This is a genomic window from Pseudomonas sp. A214 (assembly GCF_900156295.1).
In the GTDB taxonomy this organism is placed as follows: Bacteria; Pseudomonadota; Gammaproteobacteria; order Pseudomonadales; family Pseudomonadaceae; genus Aquipseudomonas; species Aquipseudomonas rhizophila.
This window is the reverse complement of sequence record NZ_LT707062.1, coordinates 3,139,000-3,159,701: the sequence shown is the minus strand read 5'-3', so window position 1 is coordinate 3,159,701 and position 20,702 is coordinate 3,139,000. Positions and strand designations below refer to the sequence as shown.

At 53.4% G+C, this 20,702-nt stretch carries 20 protein-coding genes; 11 read left to right on the top strand and 9 right to left on the bottom strand.

Annotated features, from left to right (window positions below):
* Positions 1-131: 131 nt before the first annotated feature.
* Together BW979_RS14290 and BW979_RS14285 are read right to left on the bottom strand one after the other, a co-directional pair.
* On the bottom strand, positions 132-1,367 hold the full coding sequence (locus BW979_RS14290) for an NAD(P)/FAD-dependent oxidoreductase (protein ID WP_054070169.1): 1,236 nt from the start codon (positions 1,365-1,367) through the stop codon (positions 132-134).
* Positions 1,368-1,379: 12 nt separating this feature from the next.
* Complete coding sequence (locus BW979_RS14285; protein ID WP_025214425.1) at positions 1,380-1,727, bottom strand: RidA family protein; 348 nt, start codon at positions 1,725-1,727, stop codon at positions 1,380-1,382.
* Between the two features lie 462 nt (positions 1,728-2,189).
* Between BW979_RS14285 and BW979_RS14280 the strand changes: the two genes are divergently transcribed.
* The 10 genes from BW979_RS14280 (at position 2,190) to BW979_RS14235 (ending at position 12,081) form a co-directional block, all read left to right on the top strand.
* A complete protein-coding gene (locus BW979_RS14280; RefSeq protein ID WP_025214426.1) occupies positions 2,190-2,396 on the top strand; it encodes a hypothetical protein in 207 nt (68 codons plus the stop codon).
* On the top strand, positions 2,393-3,529 hold the full coding sequence (locus BW979_RS14275) for an aminotransferase class I/II-fold pyridoxal phosphate-dependent enzyme (protein WP_054070170.1): 1,137 nt from the start codon (positions 2,393-2,395) through the stop codon (positions 3,527-3,529). Before BW979_RS14280 ends, BW979_RS14275 begins: the two co-directional genes overlap by 4 nt.
* Positions 3,529-4,266 carry a histidine utilization repressor gene (gene hutC, locus BW979_RS14270; RefSeq protein WP_025214428.1) on the top strand — a complete coding sequence of 246 codons (738 nt, stop codon included), beginning with the start codon at positions 3,529-3,531 and terminating at the stop codon, positions 4,264-4,266. The genes BW979_RS14275 and hutC overlap by 1 nt, the downstream gene beginning before the upstream one ends.
* 368 nt (positions 4,267-4,634) lie before the next feature.
* Positions 4,635-5,417, top strand: coding sequence for a transporter substrate-binding domain-containing protein (locus tag BW979_RS14265; RefSeq protein WP_025214429.1), 783 nt, complete (start codon positions 4,635-4,637; stop codon positions 5,415-5,417).
* A 55-nt stretch (positions 5,418-5,472) separates the two neighbouring features.
* Positions 5,473-6,192: an ABC transporter permease gene (locus BW979_RS14260; protein WP_025214430.1), complete on the top strand. Its 720-nt coding sequence runs from the start codon at positions 5,473-5,475 to the stop codon at positions 6,190-6,192.
* Positions 6,189-6,899 (top strand): ABC transporter permease, encoded by a 711-nt coding sequence (locus BW979_RS14255; protein WP_025214431.1) that lies wholly within the window; start codon positions 6,189-6,191, stop codon positions 6,897-6,899. Before BW979_RS14260 ends, BW979_RS14255 begins: the two co-directional genes overlap by 4 nt.
* 16 nt (positions 6,900-6,915) lie before the next feature.
* Complete coding sequence (locus tag BW979_RS14250; protein WP_025214432.1) at positions 6,916-7,680, top strand: ABC transporter ATP-binding protein; 765 nt, start codon at positions 6,916-6,918, stop codon at positions 7,678-7,680.
* A gap of 373 nt (positions 7,681-8,053) precedes the next feature.
* Positions 8,054-9,745 carry a urocanate hydratase gene (gene hutU / locus BW979_RS14245; protein WP_076384067.1) on the top strand — a complete coding sequence of 564 codons (1,692 nt, stop codon included), beginning with the start codon at positions 8,054-8,056 and terminating at the stop codon, positions 9,743-9,745.
* Positions 9,742-11,274, top strand: a complete 1,533-nt coding sequence (hutH, locus tag BW979_RS14240) for a histidine ammonia-lyase (protein WP_076384066.1) — start codon at positions 9,742-9,744, stop codon at positions 11,272-11,274. The genes hutU and hutH overlap by 4 nt, the downstream gene beginning before the upstream one ends.
* 474 nt (positions 11,275-11,748) lie before the next feature.
* Positions 11,749-12,081 (top strand): carboxymuconolactone decarboxylase family protein, encoded by a 333-nt coding sequence (locus BW979_RS14235; RefSeq protein WP_025214435.1) that lies wholly within the window; start codon positions 11,749-11,751, stop codon positions 12,079-12,081.
* A gap of 370 nt (positions 12,082-12,451) precedes the next feature.
* Here the strand turns inward: BW979_RS14235 and BW979_RS14230 are convergent, their stop codons facing one another.
* The 5 genes from BW979_RS14230 to BW979_RS14210 all read right to left on the bottom strand — a co-directional run bounded on the left by BW979_RS14230 (position 12,452) and on the right by BW979_RS14210 (position 16,794).
* Positions 12,452-12,781 carry a thioredoxin family protein gene (locus BW979_RS14230; RefSeq protein WP_054069743.1) on the bottom strand — a complete coding sequence of 110 codons (330 nt, stop codon included), beginning with the start codon at positions 12,779-12,781 and terminating at the stop codon, positions 12,452-12,454.
* 71 nt (positions 12,782-12,852) lie between these two features.
* Positions 12,853-13,548 (bottom strand): DsbA family oxidoreductase, encoded by a 696-nt coding sequence (locus tag BW979_RS14225; RefSeq protein ID WP_076384065.1) that lies wholly within the window; start codon positions 13,546-13,548, stop codon positions 12,853-12,855.
* A gap of 172 nt (positions 13,549-13,720) precedes the next feature.
* Positions 13,721-14,275, bottom strand: a complete 555-nt coding sequence (locus tag BW979_RS14220; RefSeq protein WP_025214437.1) for an OsmC family protein — start codon at positions 14,273-14,275, stop codon at positions 13,721-13,723.
* 363 nt (positions 14,276-14,638) lie between these two features.
* Positions 14,639-15,202, bottom strand: a complete 564-nt coding sequence (locus tag BW979_RS14215; protein ID WP_025214438.1) for a TetR/AcrR family transcriptional regulator — start codon at positions 15,200-15,202, stop codon at positions 14,639-14,641.
* Between the two features lie 107 nt (positions 15,203-15,309).
* Positions 15,310-16,794, bottom strand: coding sequence for an amino acid permease (locus BW979_RS14210; RefSeq protein WP_025214439.1), 1,485 nt, complete (start codon positions 16,792-16,794; stop codon positions 15,310-15,312).
* A 376-nt stretch (positions 16,795-17,170) separates the two neighbouring features.
* On the opposite strand from BW979_RS14210, the gene metC reads away from it, so the two are divergent.
* On the top strand, positions 17,171-18,361 hold the full coding sequence (gene metC / locus BW979_RS14205; protein WP_025214440.1) for a cystathionine beta-lyase: 1,191 nt from the start codon (positions 17,171-17,173) through the stop codon (positions 18,359-18,361).
* Between the two features lie 298 nt (positions 18,362-18,659).
* On the opposite strand, the gene BW979_RS14200 is transcribed toward metC, so the two are convergent.
* Complete coding sequence (locus BW979_RS14200) at positions 18,660-19,586, bottom strand: AEC family transporter (protein WP_025214441.1); 927 nt, start codon at positions 19,584-19,586, stop codon at positions 18,660-18,662.
* A 183-nt stretch (positions 19,587-19,769) separates the two neighbouring features.
* Entirely contained in the window at positions 19,770-20,654 is an 885-nt protein-coding gene (locus BW979_RS14195) for a LysR family transcriptional regulator (protein WP_054069741.1), read from the bottom strand.
* Positions 20,655-20,702: the final 48 nt, after the last annotated feature.

Genomic DNA, 20,702 nt, shown 5'->3' with positions numbered 1-20,702 from the left:
GCGCCCGCGGCGAGTGCCGTAAACGTTGCTCACACGACGTGGAAACGAGACAACTCGGTCGTCATTTTTCTTTCAGATAATGCCTGCCCTCCTCTCAAGAGGAGGGACGAGAAGGCCGACGCATCGTCAATTCAGAAACGCCCAGGAGCGAAGGGTGCCGGCTCGACCACTGGTGTTTCTCCCATCATTAATTCCGCAAGCAGCCGGCCACTGACCGGACCTAGCGTAAAACCTTGATGAGCATGGCCGAAGTTGAACCAGAGCCCCTTATGCGACGGCGCGGCACCAATGACCGGTTTCATATCAACGGTACAAGGTCGCGCACCGCTCCATGGCGTCCGCTCAACCTGAGATCCCAATGCCAAGAGTTGTCGGGCCGCGCTTTCGGCCTTCCCTAGCTGCACTGGGGTCAGAGGCGCATCGAGACGGGCGAATTCGGCCCCCGTTGATAGACGCACACCACGCTTCATCGGCGCCAACATGTAGCCTTGCTCGGTATCAAGCACCGGGCGACTCAAGTTTGCCCCGTCGGCGAAATGGGCGTGATAACCACGCTTGATAAACAACGGGATGCGGTAACCCATGGGCCTCAGCAACTCTTGGGCCCAAGGACCAAGCGCCACGACGACCTGTGATGCTTCGACCGGCCCGGACTCGGTGGAGACTCGCCAGCCAGCTCCCGCTTGGCGCAATGAACGGGCATCGCCGCGTTCAAACTGTCCGCCCTCACGCAAGAAGAGCTCGGCATAGCGTTGCACCAGCTCTCCCGGATCAACACAGGTCCAAGGTTGAAGCCAGTGAATCCCCCCAACGAGAGCTTCACCCAAAGCGGGTTCTGCGAGCCTGAGCCCGGCGCCGTCCAACGCTTGCGACAATACACCGTGCGCACTCACACGCTGGGCGCTCTCCATCGCCTTTTCATATTTTTCCGGGGTTCGAAAAGCTTGAATCCAACCTTTGCGCACGATCAGGTGTTGGGCCTCGCTTTGCTCGATCAACTCGGAGTGCTCGCTGATTGAATGCTCGACCAAGGTCCGAAAGGCGTCCGCAATAGCTTGGTAATGCCTTGGCGCTGAGTTGGCCCAATACCTGGTCAGCGTAGGCATGTACTCCGGCAGCGCACGCAGATGATAATTGACGCCGATATCGCGCTTGGTCACCACTCTCATCAGGCTCGCCAGGTCCCTTGGGAACCCGTACGGTTCAACGGCCTCGCGCTGGATGATCCCGGCATTACCGTATGACGTCTCGCGCCCGGGCGACCCCTTGTCTACCAAGGTCACCGCACAGCCCCGGCGTTGCAGATGCAGGGCCGTGCTTATACCAACGATGCCGGCACCCAGTACTACTACTTGTTTGTCGTTCACGCTGCCTCCAACTCAAGCACGCTGCTGCGCGATGACACTGATTTCAACCAACGCATCCACCACGAGGCCGGCACAGACGGTAGCGCGAACAGGCAAATTGGCCGTGAAAAACGAAGCATAAATCCTGTTGAACTCGGCGAAGTTACTCCGCTCGGTCAAGTACACCGTGACGCTCACAACGTCATCCAACGACAGTGACTCAGCTTCCAGTGTTTGAGCAATGCGCATCAAGGTCAGGCGCGTTTGTGCCTCGATACCCTCCGGGAAGCTGCCATCCTCATTGAACGGCAACTCTCCAGACAAAAACACGAGACCTTGGCTGTGGCGGACTTTTGAAAAGGGCAGATTGCTAACCGTCATTGTGGTGATTCTCTCTAAGCGGACTTATGAACGCGCCTATAACAGGCGCCATTTTTAGCCATCGACTCGACCGAGCGTGTCACAGCAGATCGGAAATCGGTCTACAAGCTTTATCGATGGATAAGTATATACAGGACTAAGCATTTAACGTGCCTGTTAGACAAGGACCCCCTTCAGACCCCTGATCCGAAGTGGATCGAGCACTGCTTCTGTCCAAAATACTGTCCGCAGAAAGCCTTACCATGCGCTTCCTTTCGACTCATCAATGAGATACCGGAAACACTCCGATGCAACCTTCAGTTACACCTGAAAAAATATTCATGTGAGCACCCCCTGGCCTGGAAGGCATTTACGAGCAGCGATCAACAGAAAAGATAAGGCTTGGCCTGAACATTGCGTTACATATATATACAGGATCATACAGCACCACTTCCTTGTGGCCCTGCACCTAAGAGGTAATCAATGAAAAAACTGCACCAGATGACTGCCGCGACTACCGAAGGGATGAGCCTCGCAGACCGGATCGCCGAATTGGCGACACTCTTCCACTACAGCCTCCCGCACGAAATCCTTCAAAGCGCTGAACAGCCGAGCCCGCAGCGTCCCCTGCGGCACCATCCAGATCGCAATACCTTCCAGCAAAATTCCCGAGAGGTTAGCCTTGTATGAACGCCAACGACCTGACCCTGCTTGCTCGCGCTGAAGTACGCGAATTGGCCAGTTACAACGCCGGCCTCGCCGCTGATGCAGTGCGCAAACGCTTCGGTCTGACACGCGTCGCTAAATTGGGCAGCAATGAAAACCCAATGGGCACCGCCCCCGCTGTCAACGCCGCGACCACCCAAGCCTGCCATGAGATTGCGCTGTACCCCGACTCTGGCTGCCAGGCACTACGCTCCGCACTCTCGGAAAAACTTGATGTTCCGGAAGATCGCTTCGTGTTCGGCAACGGTTCTGAGGATTTGCTGAGTGTCATCAGCCGAGTGTTTCTGGACCATGATGATGAAGTGGTTACCGTAGTGCCCTCCTTCGGCTTGCATTTTATTTTTCCAGTGGCAGCCGGCGCTCGGGTAACCGGTGTCCCCATGACCGACCAAGGCACTTTTGACGTGGCGGCCATGATTTCCGCCCTTACACCGCATACCCATGTGCTGATGTTTTCCTGCCCCTCCAATCCGGTTGGCTGCACCTTGAGCGCAATCGAATTGAAGCAATTGCTCGATGCATTACCTCCGAAGTGCTTGCTGGTGTTTGACGAAGCCTATTACGAATACGCCCAATGGGAGCCTGAGTACCCAGACTGCCTCGGCTTGATCCAGGCCAGCGGCAAGCCGTTTATCCTGCTTCGAACCTTCTCCAAGGCCTATTCATTGGCAGGTTTACGCATCGGCTATGGCATTGTCAGCGACCCGCTACTGGCCGATTTGATCAATCGCCTGCGCACCCCCTTCAACGTAAACCGAGTGGCCCAAGCCGCTGCGGTCGCCGCGCTGGCCGATGAAAATCATCTGAATGCTGGCCTCTCCCACGTCGCCAGCGAACGCCGACGACTGGAGATCGCACTGCAAGAGCAAGGCATCACAACTGCCCCCTCCATGGCTAACTTCCTTTTTTTCAGCACCCCTTATCCTGCCGAAGTCATCAACCAGGCATTGCTGCGCGAAGGGGTCATCATCAAGCCTTGGCGCGAAGCGGGATATACTCAGTACTTGCGGGTATCTATAGGAAGCTGTGAGGATAACGATCTTTTCCTCCATTCCTTGGCAAGAGTCCTTGCCGCACAAGAGACACGGACCGACTGATGATCAAAAATGCACCACAAGCGCTCTACCGACGCGCGAAGGAATTTGTGCTGGACCAACTTCGAGCGGGCGTTTGGAAACCTGGCGACCTGATCTACTCAGAGAACCAGTTGGTGCAAGAGCTGGGCATCTCGCGCATGACCGTCAATCGAGCCCTGCGCGAGCTGACCGAAGAAGGTCTATTGGTGCGGATTTCAGGTGTTGGAACATTCGTAGCCGAAAGCAAGCCGCAATCGAACCTGTTGCGCATCACCAACATCGCTGACGAGATTCTCGCTCGGGGTCATAGTTACGGCTGTCGCGTCCTGCACCTGGGACGCGAATCCGCATCGATGTCAGTCGCTTCCGCCCTGGGCCTGCCCACGGGCTCTTCGGTTTTTCATCTGGTTTGTGCGCACAGCGAAGAAGACGTGCCAGTGCAGCTTGAGGATCGTTACGTCAATCCCGAGCTGGTGCCAGAGTTCCTGAAACAAAAATTCGGCGAACACCTGCAACCGGCCAAATACCTTTTGCAAGTCATCAAGCCCGACGAAATGGAACATATCGTAGAGGCCTGCCACCCCAGCGCAGAGGAGAGCAAACATCTGCAAATCGATGCAACTGAACCTTGCCTGGCCCTCATACGCCGGACTTGGAGCCAAAACAAAATTGTCACCTTTGTGCGGCTCGTCCACCCCTCCTCCCGCTATCGACTGGGTAGTCGCTTACCCATGAATGCAGCTCACAGAGACGTCTGACTCTTCGACACATCTGCCGTAAAACTTGACCAGCGCCGCTTCCAAAGGGCGTCGGTCGCTTTCTGATTCATACATCACAATAGACCCAGGCCCTACGCCCGTAGTGACCGGAAAAACGAAACTGATCACCCCCCTCCCCTCAGCGTTTCCAGCCCTTCTTCCACCCATGCACATCCGAGCAGATAAATGGCTGCTTGATTGGCTATGCCTGTATGTACAAGTATGTATTTACGCGGTAAAGTCGATCCGTCACCTCGACACGCTTAAACCAAAAAATGGGCTCTGTGTACCACTCCCATAGCGACACACACGAGCTCCGTACCGCATCCGTGCGCTCAAGCGCTCTTTGGTCCTTAGGAATAAAAACAATGAAAAAATCTATTTTGACCCTCTCCGTACTGGCGTTGTGTGTGGCTGGCAGCTTTGCCTCGGCCAAGGAGTACAAGGAGTTGCGGTTCGGCGTTGACCCCTCTTATGCCCCTTTCGAGTCCAAAGCTGCCGACGGTAGCCTGGTGGGCTTTGACATCGACTTAGGCAATGCGATTTGTGCTGAATTGAAAGTGAAGTGCAAATGGGTCGAGAGTGATTTTGACGGCATGATTCCCGGCCTGAAAGCCAACAAATTCGACGGCGTGATCTCCGCCATGACCGTGACATCCTCGCGCGAAAAGGTCATCGACTTCTCCGATGAGCTGTTCTCCGTTCCTACCTCCTTCGTTTTCAAGAAAGGCTCCGGCCTGACCGAAGATATCAAGACGCTCGTCGGCAAGACGGTTGGTTATGAGCAAGGCACCACAGAGGAAGCTTATGCAAAAGCCGTACTGAACAAGGCCGGGGTCAAAACCCAAGCCTATGCCAACCAGGATCAGGTCTATTCGGACTTGGTGACTGGCCGTCTCGATGCCTCGATCCAGAATATGTTGCAAGCCGAAATGGGCTTCTTGAAGTCGCCGCAAGGGGCGAATTTTGAGGTAAGTAAAGCAGTCGAGCATGAACTGTTGCCCGCGAAAACCGCGGTAGGTCTCGCCCAAGGCAACGCCGATCTCAAGGCCCTGATAAACAAAGGCATCAAGGCACTGCATGAGGATGGCAGCTATGTAGCCATCCAGAAAAAACACTTTGGTGATCAGAATATCTACAGCGGTAAATAACACGCTGCGCCCATTTTCGGATGGGCGTTTTTCTTGATTGACGAAGGGCTGTCCAATGCTAGAAAACCTATTGCAGACTCTAGGCTTCAGCCTAAAGGGTTTCGGCCCGCTGTTGCTGCAAGGCTCCTGGATGACTGTCAAATTATCCGCACTGTGCTTGTTGCTGAGCGTGGGCCTGGGATTGATCGGTGCCAGCGCGAAACTCTCGAAGTCAGCCTTGCTACGCATCCCTGCGCAAGCCTACACCACGCTTATCCGCGGCGTGCCCGACCTGGTCTTGATGCTGCTGATCTTCTATAGCCTTCAGACGTGGCTGACGAATCTGACCGATGCCTTTGGCTGGGAATATATCGAAATCAATCCGTTCAGCGCAGGGGTCATCACCCTGGGCTTCATCTACGGTGCGTATTTCACCGAAACCTTCCGCGGAGCGATTCTCGCCGTTCCAAAGGGGCAATTAGAAGCAGCCACGGCCTATGGCCTGACCCGCGCCCAACGATTCCGCCTGGTGCTTTTCCCGCAAATGATGCGCTTTGCATTACCGGGCATTGGCAACAACTGGATGGTGATCCTGAAAGCGACCGCACTGGTCTCGATCATTGGTCTGGCTGACCTGGTCAAGGTTGCCCAGGATGCAGGAAAGAGTTCCTATCAACTGTTCTTCTTCCTGGTCCTTGCAGCGTTGATCTATTTGGTTATCACCACCGCATCAAACTATGTCTTGCGCAGGCTGGAAAGTTTTTACGCCGCAGGCACTCGGGAGGCCGTGCGATGATCGAGCTATTGCAAGAATATTGGAAACCCTTCCTGTACCACGATGGTTATCACATCACGGGCTTGGCGATGACATTATGGCTGCTCAGTGCCTCGCTCTTCTTCGGCTTCTTGATGGCGGTCCCGCTGTCGATTGCCAGGGTATCGAGCAACCTTTTCGTGCGCTGGCCCGTGCAGTTCTATACCTATTTGTTCCGTGGCACACCTCTGTATATACAGCTACTGATCTGCTACACCGGCATCTACAGCCTCGCTGCGGTGCGCTCCCAACCGCTTCTTGATGCATTCTTTCGCGATGCGTTGAACTGCACCATTCTGGCCTTTGCCTTGAACACTTGCGCCTACACTACGGAGATCTTCTCCGGGGCGATTCGCAACATGAATCATGGTGAAGTCGAAGCAGCGAAGGCCTTTGGGCTTCGAGGATGGAAGCTTTACACCTATATCATCATGCCGTCTGCATTGCGTCGCTCACTGCCGAACTACAGCAACGAAGTGATACTGATGCTGCATTCCACCACGGTCGCTTTCACCGCCACGGTACCGGACATCCTCAAGGTTGCCAGAGATGCCAATTCAGCAACATTTCTGACCTTCCAATCGTTCGGCATCGCCGCAGCGATTTACCTCGTTATCACTTTCTCTCTGGTCGGTCTGTTCCGTCTGGCTGAGCGCCGTTGGCTGTCATTCCTCGGCCCAGCTCATTAATTCAGGGTGCTTGAATATGTACAAACTGACCGTAGAAAACCTGCATAAAAGTTATGGCGACCACGAAGTCCTCAAGGGTGTTTCACTGAACGCAAAGGCCGGCGACGTCATTAGCCTGATCGGTGCCAGCGGGTCGGGCAAAAGCACCTTTTTGCGCTGTATCAACTTTCTGGAAATCCCTAGCAACGGCGCCATGAGCCTCGACAATCAGCCGATACGCATGATCCATGACCACCACGGCATGCGCGTTGCAAATGCAGATGAACTGCAGCGGCTGCGCACGCGACTGGCGATGGTATTCCAGCATTTCAATCTGTGGAGCCACATGACCGTGCTCGACAACATCACAATGGCCCCTCGCCGAGTGTTGGGGGTCAGCAAGAAGGATGCAGAGGAGCTGGCTCGGCGTTACCTGGACAAGGTTGGTTTACCATCGCGAGTTGCCGATCAATACCCGGCCTTTCTCTCGGGCGGCCAGCAGCAGCGCGTCGCGATAGCCCGGGCGCTGGCCATGGAACCGGAAATCATGCTGTTCGATGAACCCACTTCTGCCCTGGATCCTGAACTCGTGGGAGAAGTGCTGAAGGTCATTCAGGGCCTCGCCGAAGAAGGCAGAACCATGATCATGGTGACGCACGAAATGAGCTTCGCTCGTAAGGTATCGAACCAGGTGTTGTTCTTGCACCAAGGGCTCGTAGAAGAGCAAGGGCCGCCTGAGGAAGTGCTGGGGAACCCTAAGAGCGAGCGTTTGCAGCAATTTCTCAGCGGCAATCTGAAATAACCGAAGTGCCTTAAGCCGACTGGACACTTACCGCGCCTGAAAAATGTTTTCAGGCGCGCGATTGCGGCCGGAATGGTTCGCCGTTCTGTTGACTAGAAGAGCCCCGTGCGAGAGCAATCCCAGCGTCTTGCTATGGCTCAGCTCATGATCCCTGGCTGAAACTGTCACGGCGCGCCCAGTGCGCAAAGCTTGATGGCAAAACCTGCATCAATGCCATTCGAACGAAAAAAACTAATCACGTGAAGATAATCATGCCGACAACAATAGCGGTCAAAAATCTGCTTGATTAGGCTTGTATATACATGATTATATTTACTCGCCCGATGTAGCGAAAACCAACAATAAGCTGCAAGTCATTTCGAGAGGATTACCGGTGAGCAAACCACTCCATTTCCGCAATATCGAAATCCGCGCCCCTCGCGGTAACACGCTGACCGCCAAGAGCTGGCTGACCGAAGCGCCGCTGCGGATGTTGATGAACAACCTCGATCCGGAAGTGGCCGAGAACCCCAAGGAGTTGGTGGTCTACGGTGGCATCGGCCGCGCGGCGCGCAACTGGGTGTGCTACGACAAGATCGTCGAAAGCCTCACCAACCTGAACGACGACGAAACCCTGCTGGTGCAATCCGGCAAGCCGGTGGGCGTGTTCAAGACCCACAGCAACGCCCCGCGCGTCCTGATCGCCAACTCCAACCTGGTGCCGCACTGGGCCAGTTGGGAACACTTCAACGAACTCGACGCCAAGGGCCTGGCCATGTACGGCCAGATGACCGCCGGCAGCTGGATCTACATCGGCAGCCAGGGCATCGTCCAGGGCACGTATGAAACCTTCGTCGAGGCTGGTCGCCAGCATTACGATTCCAACCTCAAGGGCCGTTGGGTGCTGACCGCCGGCCTGGGCGGCATGGGTGGCGCGCAACCACTGGCCGCGACCCTGGCCGGTGCGTGCTCGCTGAACATCGAGTGCCAGCAGGTGAGCATCGATTTCCGCCTGAAAACCCGCTACGTCGACGAGCAGGCCAAAGACCTCGACGACGCCCTGGCGCGCATCGAGAAATACACCGCCGAAGGCAAGGCGATTTCCATCGCGCTGTGTGGGAACGCGGCCGAGATCCTGCCGGAAATGGTCCGTCGTGGTGTGCGTCCGGACATGGTCACCGACCAGACCAGCGCCCACGACCCCCTCAACGGCTACCTGCCGGCCGGCTGGACCTGGGACGAATACCGTGCCCGCGCCAAGACCGAGCCCGCCGCCGTGGTGAAGGCCGCCAAGCAATCGATGGCCGTGCACGTCAAAGCCATGTTGGCCTTCCAGAAAATGGGTGTGCCGACCTTCGACTACGGCAACAACATTCGCCAGATGGCCCAGGAAGAAGGCGTCGAGAATGCCTTCGACTTCCCGGGTTTCGTCCCGGCCTACATCCGTTCGCTGTTCTGTCGCGGCATCGGCCCGTTCCGCTGGGCGGCGCTATCCGGTGACCCGCAGGATATCTACAAGACCGACGCCAAGGTCAAGGAACTGATCCCCGACGACGCTCACCTGCATAACTGGTTGGACATGGCCCGCGAGCGCATCAGCTTCCAGGGCTTGCCGGCACGGATCTGCTGGGTTGGCCTGGGCCAGCGCGCCAAGTTGGGCCTGGCGTTCAACGAGATGGTGCGCAGCGGTGAGTTGTCGGCGCCGATCGTCATCGGTCGCGACCATCTCGACTCCGGCTCCGTCGCCAGCCCCAACCGTGAAACCGAATCCATGCAGGACGGCTCAGACGCCGTTTCCGACTGGCCGCTGCTCAATGCCTTGCTCAACACCGCCAGCGGCGCGACCTGGGTGTCACTGCACCACGGTGGTGGCGTCGGCATGGGCTTTTCCCAGCACTCGGGCATGGTGATCGTCTGCGACGGTACTGACGAAGCGGCCGAACGGATTGCCCGTGTACTGCACAACGACCCGGCGACCGGCGTGATGCGCCATGCCGATGCCGGTTACCAGATCGCCATTGATTGCGCGAATGAGCAAGGCTTGAACCTGCCAATGATCACTCTTGTTAAAGGAGCCAAAGCATGAAAACACTTAACGTTATCCCAGGCCAATTGAGCCTTGCCCAACTGCGTGCCGTTTACCAGCACCCAGTAAAAATCACCCTCGACAACAGTGCCTCTGCGCAAATTGAAGCCAGTGTCGCTTGCGTGGAGCAGATCCTCGCCGAGAACCGCACCGCCTACGGTATCAATACCGGTTTCGGCCTGCTGGCCTCGACTCGTATCGCCAGTGAAGATCTGGAAAATCTGCAACGTTCGCTAGTACTGTCCCACGCCGCTGGTGTGGGTGAGCCGATCAGCGATGCGCTGGTGCGGTTGATCATGGTGCTCAAGGTCAATAGCCTCAGCCGTGGTTTCTCCGGCATACGCCGCGTGGTGATCGATGCTCTGATAGCATTGATCAACGCCGAGGTGTATCCGCATATTCCGTTAAAAGGTTCGGTCGGCGCATCTGGTGACTTGGCACCTTTGGCGCACATGTCCCTCGTGCTGCTGGGAGAAGGCAAAGCCCGTCATAAGGGCGAATGGCTGGAAGCCACCGAAGCACTGAAGGTGGCCGGTTTGGCGCCGTTGACGCTGGCTGCCAAAGAGGGTTTGGCGTTGCTCAACGGTACCCAGGTGTCCACTGCTTATGCTCTGCGCGGTTTGTTCGAGGGCGAAGACCTGTTTGCAGGCGCCTTGGCCATCGGTGCGTTGACGGTCGAAGCTGTCTTGGGCTCCCGCTCGCCGTTTGACGCACGTATCCATGCCGCTCGCGGCCAGAAGGCCCAGATTGATACAGCTACTGCTTATCGCGACCTGCTGGGCCAAAGCAGTGAGGTCGCCGATTCGCACAAAGACTGCGGCAAGGTCCAAGATCCCTACTCTCTACGCTGCCAACCTCAAGTCATGGGCGCATGCCTGACCCAGCTCCGTCAGGCCGCGGAAGTATTAGTCGTCGAAGCGAATGCCGTATCCGATAACCCACTGGTCTTTGCCGTTGAAGGTGATGTGATCTCTGGCGGCAACTTCCACGCCGAGCCAGTGGCCATGGCCGCAGACAATATGGCATTGGCCATTGCTGAAATCGGCTCGCTGAGCGAGCGCCGCATTTCGTTGATGATGGACAAACACATGTCACAACTGCCGCCGTTCCTGGTAGCCAATGGCGGCGTGAACTCGGGCTTCATGATTTCTCAGGTGACAGCAGCAGCGCTGGCCAGCGAGAACAAGGCGCTAGCTCACCCCCATTCCGTAGACAGCCTGCCCACATCCGCCAATCAGGAAGATCACGTATCGATGGCACCCGCCGCCGGCAAACGGTTGTGGGAAATGGCTGAAAACACCCGTGGAATCCTGGCTGTGGAGTGGCTAGCGGCCTGCCAAGGTCTGGACTTGCGTGACGGCTTGAAGACGTCGCCCAAGCTGGAACTGGCCAGGAAGAGTCTGCGAAGCAAAGTGGCCTATTACGAGAAGGATCGCTTCTTCGCGCCGGATATCAATGCGGCCAGTGAATTATTGGCTTCCGGCTGCTTGAACGACTTGGTATTGAACACATTGTTGCCCAGCATCTGATAGATGATATCCGCCATGATCGCGTGAGTTATTCTAGCTGATAGTCCCGTACGCGTTAAATGCCCAGGCAGTTTTTTGCTCCACAGCTATGACGATAGATTCTCGTTTTGGCTGTGGAGCTTTTTATTGCTTCCCAGTAATAGTCTTATGTAAGTGCGCGGGAAAATTAGCTTGACAACAGCATTACACCCCTAAGGCTCCTTATGCGCTCAAAATTCTGATACCAGCAGCATTCCCTGATCATGCGAACTCCGCTCAAGTATCTCCTGGTTCTGAGCCGGGAGAGCTCATCACTACAAATAAGGCATTAACGTCAATGCCCTCTCATCACACCAGCTCACCCCTTCTACGTCGACCGCACGATCAAGCCATTTGTAGGACACACTTGCATACCTACCAACTGGATGGTATGTTTTGATCAGTTTCACACCTCCCCTACACCTACAGGGCACCGCGCCCAAAGTGGAATATCCCATGCAAGATTGGAAGCAAACTCGAAAAGACGTCAGCGCCCGCCTAGTGCAACTGAATGGCCTATCCCCAGAGACCATGAAAGGTTTGGCTTCTTTAGGGAGCGCCGGCGAAAGAACAAACCACCTCGACGCTAAGACTCGTGAACTGATCTCACTCGCAGTTGCCGTCACCACCCGTTGCGACGGCTGCATCGCTTTCCACGCAGCTGAGGCCAAAAAGCTCGGCGTAACGACTGAAGAGGTCTCAGAAGCTTTGGGCGTTGCGATTAATATGAACGCTGGCGCTGCATTGGTTTACAGCACTCACGTTTTGGATGCATTCGATAAATCTTGATACCCAGCAGTGCGGAAGGATCAATAATAGTAGAGGCTTAGCTACCCCCGTCGCCAGTTAAATCTGAGAAGTCGCTAAAGCCCTATAAGCTGTTCTGCATGCCATTAGCCAACCACGTCGTTGTGCTGATGGCCTGCCGATGAAATCAAAGTCTTTACATTATCCGAACTTCGTTATCGCTGATACTCCGGCTGAAGCGTAACTGTATTCAAGCAAAGGCTACGCTGGGCTAAACATGGCCTGGCCGGTCGCAAAGCGGAGCTTAGCTTGCCTATACGCCAGTCGGACACTTAGCCCAGCAACATCCTGACGCGCTTCCTACACTCATTCGGACAGTCAATTTGAGAGCGCATCGAAATTTTAGTCCGACCTACAGAACATCCTTTAAGTCAGCTAAGACTGCTTTCTTCAACGCGGCAGCCGATCGAGAGCCAGCCAAAACCAAACGTAATCGCCCTTCGTAGAAAATCGCCAAGGATGGAACCGACCGGACACCATGCATCTGGGAGATCGTGGGCGAAACAGCCACATCAATCTTCCCGAATGCGGCGCGCGACTGCAGCTTTTCTGCCAGCTCATTAAAAACCGGTTTCATTTCTTGACAGGGCTTGCACCAGGACGCCGAAAACAGCACAGCGCAGTTACCTTTTGCAACGAATCGGGCGAACTCTCCGGCTTTCACGTCTACAATACGGCTCATCTGCACTTCACCCACAACATCATTCCAAACCCAGAAATTGCGGCACCAACAGTGCCGAAGCATCTCTGGTATTAATTACATCCATCAAGCCCGCAAACTTGACTGCTGGACGACTCATGTTCGTCACTTGGTTCGAAATACATTTGATTGAGTGCTTGAGAAAAGATCTCTTGAGGCTGAGCCCCCGAAATAGAAAATGAACTATTGAAAACAAAAAACGGGACGCCCGAGTGAAATTGGCCCATAGCACGCTCGTCTTCCTGCATCCGGTGAAACAATTCATTAGATGACCACGCGAGTCGAATCGACTCATCAGAAACACCTACAGATTTTGCAATCGACTCTAAACTACCTCGGTCAAATAGTGACTTACCCTGGGTAGTACTTTGCTCATAGAGCGCCTCCACCAAGTGCGTCTTCAATACTTCATCGTCAATCGCTTTGACGAGGACATGCGCATCCGCGGTGTCACCAAACATCATGGTTTCAAAACGGTAATCAAGCCCTGAAGATTGGCCATATTGCTTTACCGCACTCATCATATTCAAAGCAGCGGTTGAACTACCTAATTTGACTTTAAGGGCTCTCACCATAGGCTCAGCAGTATGGTTAGGGGCAAGACGATACGCTCTCACGTTTACCTGAACATCGTCTTTGTACGGAAAGTCCTCAAGCGCATTCTCAAAACGACGCTTGGCGACCCAACACCAAGGACAGACGAAATCAGACCAAATATCCACTACAAACTTTTTCGAAATAGCGCTCATACACCCCTCTATATTAAAATAAATAAAAAACGCTGCTACCCATTGAGCAAAGTTCAAAAACCGTTTAAAAACAGAAAGCAACGCGCTCAATTACAATAGCAAAGGTAGCAACGCCAGTAGGCCTTGCCTACTGGCGCTCTCAAGGTTGTAAAGATGAAAGATCTGATAATTATCAGTCCTCACGAACCTCGAGGGTTGGCACCATGCGGATGGCTTTGGAGAAATTCGCGTAATTAACTGATGTTTTAATTACATTTTTGTGCAGTTCTTCTACACGCTCAAGAGGTGCATCGGTGTGAAGACGGATTACGACCCGCACTTGGTCGTACCCTGGGTTTACGCTCTCGTCGATGCCCAGAAAACCACGCAAATCGAGAGTGCCGTCGGTCTCAATTTCCAGACTGTGGATTTTAATGCCCATCATGGCTGCGTTAGCTGCGTAACCTACCGCCATACAGGCGTTCAGCGCGGCCATCAGCAGCTCTTGAGGATTTGGCGCCGAGTTCTGACCTAACAGTTCAATTGGCTCATCGGCGACGATTTCGAAATCACGCGAATAGGTTTCACCGGCTAAGCTGTAACGGCTGACTTTCGCCACAGAGCGCGTCTGGCCTTTCCACTGGGTATTGACGTTGAAGCTCGCGTGACGCTTATTCGCATCCTCCGCAACACCTTGAGCAAACTGCTGCAGAGCTACGACATCAATACCATTCAGATTAGTTGTCATTAAAAAACCCTCTATTGAACGCATTTTTTGGCTGGATAAATGTTACGCACAGCAATCCTACCTATTAGTAGGTTTGCTAGCAATAAAATTCTTTGACCTGGTACCCCACCTCCCACGTGCTAACGGTGCGATCAGCTCCTATCCCTAATTAAACGTAGCTTATGGCGAAGTACCGCCTGTCCGATCTGACAGGCGGAGAAACGCTTGGAAGGTGTGTGCGAACAGAAAACCTATTTGTGGGATTAGATCAGCTGTTGAGGTGGACTGCAGAGGGGGTAGAAATATGAAGCCCACCTAATAAGATGGGCAAACACAACGTGAAAGGCTTCCTACTGATTTTGGTAATCTGATTCTCAGTGTATATTACGAAACGACAATACTATTCAATATCAAATCAAACCCAGACTGATCAACAACTGTATCATTGAGCGCCCAAGATACAAAACTGCTACCCTCAAGCAAGCTCAATATCGCCCGTGAAACTGTTCTGGGATTAAGATCCGCCTTTATAACCTTTTCAGATTGACCCAATGCGAGATTATTTTCCAACCAAGCAATATGGATTTCAAAAAACCTCCTAGTCAAATCCTTAAGACTGTCCGGCAGAGCAGAAAGTTCGGCAGCGAGCGCACCACATAAGGGTAGCATTCCATTTTTTGAGCTATCAATAAACAGCTTAGAAAACTCTCTCAACCGAACGATCGTGTCGGTACTCTCTTCATTTATCAATTCTAGACTCTTCACAAACCTAAAAAGATAGCTATCAATAACGGCAATTCCAAGCCCTTCCTTTGTAGGAAAGTGATGATGAATACTCGCCTTTTTTATACCAATTTCGTCAGCCAAATCGGCATAGCTAAATGCAGCGTACCCTTTGGTACGCAGCAACAGCTCGGCAGTGGTTAAAAGGTCAGAACGAGTACTCATAAATCTTACCTTGCATTATTGACACACGCATATTAACTGCTTTACAGCCACGATTCAACTTAAAGCGATGAAAGCACGTCATAAACCGTGCTCTCATTGGCATTAAGCTATACTCCTACATGGCTCGAACTGTTCTCTATTTTTTCCGAGCGCACGGCTTTGGAACGGACGGCCTTTGCCCAACCCAGCATTAGAGCTCCAGCGACTACCGGTATAGATAAAACAGTATATGTTCCATTAGGATAATCGAAACCCAATAGCACCAGCACTACGAGCAAGAAACCCAGGGTCAGCCAAGAAGTAAACGGAGCACCTGGCATTCTAAACGAGACCATCTCGGCTTCACCTCTCTTCACCGCACGACGATACATTATTTGAGAAAGTACAATGAATGCCCAAGTGGAAAGGATCCCCAGAGAAACTAGATTAAGCAGCAGCTCAAATAGCTGGGACGGAATTAGAAAATTCAATAGCACGCCAAATACGTTGATCCCCATTGTCACTAAGATCCCCATATAGGGAACCCCTTGGGTGCTCATACGTTTAAACATCTTGGGGGCAGATCCTCCCATGGCTAGCGATCTCAGTACCCGCCCCGTTGCGTACAAGCCTGAGTTCAGACTAGAGAGTGCGGCAGTCATTACAACGATATTCATAACGGAGCCAATTCCAGGAATGCCGAGCGCTTCAAAGAACGTCACGAAAGGGCTGACATTAGCGCTGTAGGCCGTCCACGGCAATACAGTGACTAGCAAGAATACCGAGCCTACGTAAAAAAGCCCTATTCTCCAAACCACGCCATTGATTGCTTTAGGGATGACCCTTTTGGCATCTGCCGTCTCACCAGCAGCGGTTCCCACCAACTCTATACTCGCATAAGCAAAAATTACGCCTTGCACGATAATAATCGCCGGCAGAAAGCCATGGGGAAAAACACCTCCATTATCCGAGATCAAATGCAGACCCGGGATGTGCCCCGCCACCTCGTGGCCAGTTGCAAAAAAAAACGAGCCGACAATCAAAAAAATGCTGATAGCTGCCACCTTAATAACAGCAAACCAAAACTCCATTTCACCAAACCATTTGACACCAACCATGTTCATCAATGTCACAACGCCCAAGGCGCTAAGCGCGAATATCCACTGTGGAACGTCCGAAAAAACGCTCCAGTATTTCATGTATATCGCAATCGCTGTTATGTCAACTACACCCGTTAGTGCCCAAACCAAGAAGTACATCCAGCCCGCTACAAAGGAGGCGCGCTCCCCCATAAACTCTCTAGTATAAGATACAAAACTCCCGCTGCTAGGGCGGTGCATAACCAGCTCACCCAATGCTCTTAGTATGAAAAAGGCGAAAACTCCACACACTAAATACACCACCGCAAGTGCAGGCCCGGCAATTTGAAGTCTGGCCCCTGCTCCCAAGAACAACCCAGTGCCGATAGCTCCGCCGAGTGCCATCATCTGCACATGGCGTTTTTTTAGGTGTTTTGAGTAGCCACTTTCATGAGAGTCAAGCCAGTTCGATCTGTCTCTCAATTCGCTTTCACACTGAACGGCTGGAGCGGGCTGTACGTTTTTCTTTTTCATGTGTCACCCAAACAATTAATTTGCAGTTATTTTTCTTATCCCTTGCAAACTTAAGTCTTTCCTCCCCAGCTTCAAAGAGAAGAAAGAGAGCGCACCGCGCCTTCACCATTACGGTTATTAGGCCTCGCTCTAGAAATGTCCTCGCGCGCCATAAGCATCACATTTCGGTCGAAAAGGCCGAAACCATCAGGCACGAAAAACCTACCATCTACTCGGTAGCCATGCAATAGATTTTATAATACAAGGATAACTCTCTGTTTCTAAAGACTTTTTTACTAAACGCAAACCAAATGGTAGACATTTAATAAATTTAGTACTTTAATCTCAGTGACACGCGCAACGACACGCCCCCACTACTCAAGAAATGGCAGCCTGTATGAAGAAATATAAAACCGTGCAAACCCTGCTCGCCCATGCTTCTATCAACCCCAATCAGCATCATGGTTTCGTGAATACACCGGTTTACCGGGGCTCCACCGTAGCTTTTCCTACATCGGAATCGATGCGCGAGGGTCGCCAAAAATATTCGTATGGCCGGTGGAATAACCCTTCGACAGAGGCATTGACTCAGGCCCTCCAGCAGTTGGAGGGAGCGGAAGGCACGGTTCTTTGTCCTTCAGGGCTCTCGGCATGCACGACTGCCATACTGTCTGTCGTGGGAACTGGGGATCATCTGCTAGTTGCCGACAATGTGTATGCGCCGATAAGGGCTTTTTGTGAGCAGGTGGGTCAACGGCTGGGGATTGAGGTCTCGTTTTACGATCCGACAATAGGAGCCGGAATCGTTGACTTGCTCAAGCCGAACACTAAAGCGATCTATACCGAATCTCCTGGCTCCTTGACTTTGGAAATACAAGACCTCCCTGCTATAGCCAAGGTTGCACATGATCATGACATCCTAGTTATTGCAGACAACACTTGGGGCACCCCGCTTTACTTTCCTTCATTGGAACTTGGTGTTGATCTGTCCATCATGGCAGCTACGAAATATATCGTCGGTCACTCCGATGCGGTTCTTGGCACCGTATCAGCCTCCAAGCGCGCGTGGGACAGCCTCAAACGATTCCATTTCAGCATGGGCTTATTTGCGAGTCCAGATGACGTGACGCTGGCGCTCCGGGGCATGAGAACACTTGATGTGCGACTGGAGCGTCATTACAGAAACGCTACGATTGTCGCCAAGTGGTTGGAGACACGCGAGGAGGTGAAAGCGGTTTATTATCCTGCATTAGAATCTCACCCTCAGCACCAGTTATGGAAGAGGGATTTTAAAGGAGCGTCCGGTTTACTCTCCTTCGTGACCAAACCTTCAACACAAGTAGCGGCAGATGCACTTTTGGATAGCCTATCGTTGTTTTCAATTGGTTACTCTTGGGGTGGTTTTGAAAGCTTGGCGATGATTGCCGACCCCAAACCCGTCAGAAGTGCGACCTCTTGGGAAGTCGACGGGCACCTGGTGCGGCTTCATATCGGTCTTGAAGATCCATCTGATCTTATCTCCGATCTCGAAGAAGGCTTTGCGAGGTTCAATATGTTACGTAGCCAGCAGATTATCGAATACTCATGAAACTGTGTTAGGCACAGCGCATTATGGGCTGTGCCTAACGCGTGAAGGCGATCAACCCGAAGGGTTTGGCCGCCCGGCACCAACTCATGTTCTCGCTTCATAACTCGACCCGGTGTCGCGGCAGCAAAAGTCGTTTTCCAAACAGGAGTACGGTGTTCGAGGGGGGGCAGATGCAAAGTTTCCTGAAGTGGTCTGCTCATCTCTCGTTTGTCAATGAGTAACACCTGACACACTCGATCGAACCAGAGGCGCTTTCTTGTCGGTCTTACTTTACTCAATGTTTGTAAACACTTGACACTCAAACCCACTGGGCCATCACGAGGATAACCGCTGGAAGTGCTAATCCTGCCAGCATGGTCTGGCAAGCGATGATCCCAGCCATAAGGGGGGCGTCTCCCCCTAATTGCCTTGCCATGATGTAGGAGGATGAGGCTGTGGGCAGTGCCTGGAATAGAAGTGCTGCAACCGCGGCCTTTCCTTCAAGTTCGAATAGGTGGCACGCCAAAAGCGTAACCAGTGGCATGATTATAAACTTGGTCAGCGACGAGTAACCCACCGGGCGAAACCATTGTCTTATGCTTCCGAACTCAAGCGCAGCACCAACGCAGAGCAATCCGAGCGGCAGTGACGCTTGTCCCAAGGCCTTGAGCATCGGCTCAATACCGACAGGCAGTCCCCAGCCCGAGACCTGGATCAATCCGCCGGCGAAGCACGCGAGTATCAGTGGGTTCAATGCCAACTGCTTGAGGACTTTGCTAAATGGCATCCTGCCGGCTGACCCGTACTTCGCGAATACCATTACGCACAGGATGTTCACGCTGGGCACTATGGCCGCGTTCGCGACCGCTGCCAGGGCTATACCCTGCACACCGAACAGGCCCGCGGCTGCCGACACGCCTACGTAGTTATTGAAACGTATCCCACCCTGAAAAACCGAAGTGAACGCAGCATCGTCCATGGTGATCAGCGACTTCGCGCCCAACAACATTAGCGATACCACCACAGTCGAGAATACGAGCACCGAAACCATGCTTTGAAAGGGCACGCCATCAAGGTTGGCGGTCGCCAGTCCGTGAAAGAAAAGAGAAGGCAGCAACACGTAATACGCCAGGCGCTCTGCCTGTGCCCAAAAAGTATCCGTCAGAAATTGACGACGCTTGAGCCACGCGCCCAGCACGATCAGTAGTGCGATGGGCAACAAGGCAGTCAACAAGGAAAGGGTCATACGCGTGCCTTGGTTTTTTGTGCCGACGGTTCACATCCCACAATCAGTCGGCTCATCAGCGGCATGTCTACGGCAGGTCCAGTGATCATGGTGCCCTCAAGAACTCACTTGTACGAGGACCACGATAAGAGGTCGGACTCCAAAATAAAAACGTTTTAAACTTCAGCAATCAACAAGTATTACTCATGGTTTATCGTGCAAGATATGCGCTTTCACCGCGTTCGCCAGGGCTGCCGCCAGTCGCCCAAGGGGACGATCTTCGCGCTCCAGCAATACCACGCGCCTGGTTTTTTGAGGCATGCCGAACGGCCCAACGGCCAGTGTTTTCAAGCTTGCGACTTGATGTCCAGAGAGTGGAATGATGGATACGCCCAGTCCGCTTGAGACCATCTGGATAATCGCATCCTGGCTATCCAGTTCCATGCTGGTCTGCACGCGCAGCCGCATAGCGCGAAGCTCTCGCTCAATCGTTCGACCTGCCCAGGCGCGACGATCAAATCGAATGAACGGCTGGCTTTTGAGTAGAAGCTTCAAGTCCTCATGCGCATGAGACACCGGCGCGATGATCCAGAACCCTTCCTCGTAAAGTACCGTGCTTGCCAGGCCATAAGGGTGTGGCTTCACCGGCTCCGTGGTGATCGCAACGTCAAGCTCGCCCGCCTCCACGCGCGTGGCCAACTCAGCGGACATTCCCGACGCAACAGTAATGCGCAGGTGAGGATGCTCAGCACGCATTGCCGACAACGCGATGGGCAAGGCGCTCGCCAGCGCTGTATGAATGGCACCGATTCTGAGCCTGCCGCGCAACTCAGTGTCGCCTCCAATCTCGGAGGAGATCCCGTCGTATAGGGCTAGAATTTCTCGCGCGCGCTCAACGGCAATATGGCCTGCATCCGTCAGCACCGGCAACCGTCGTGAGCGGTCAAACAGGCGTGTATTGAAATCCTCCTCCAAAGACCGAACATGAAGGCTGACAGCTGATTGGGTCAGGTGCACGGCGTCCGCTGCTCTAACAAAAGAACCGTATTGGGCAATGGCAAGCAGTGTTCGAAGCGCGCGTAATGACATAGCCATTCATCCTGCAAATTGGTGGCCGAGCTTACCAGTTGGGGCAGG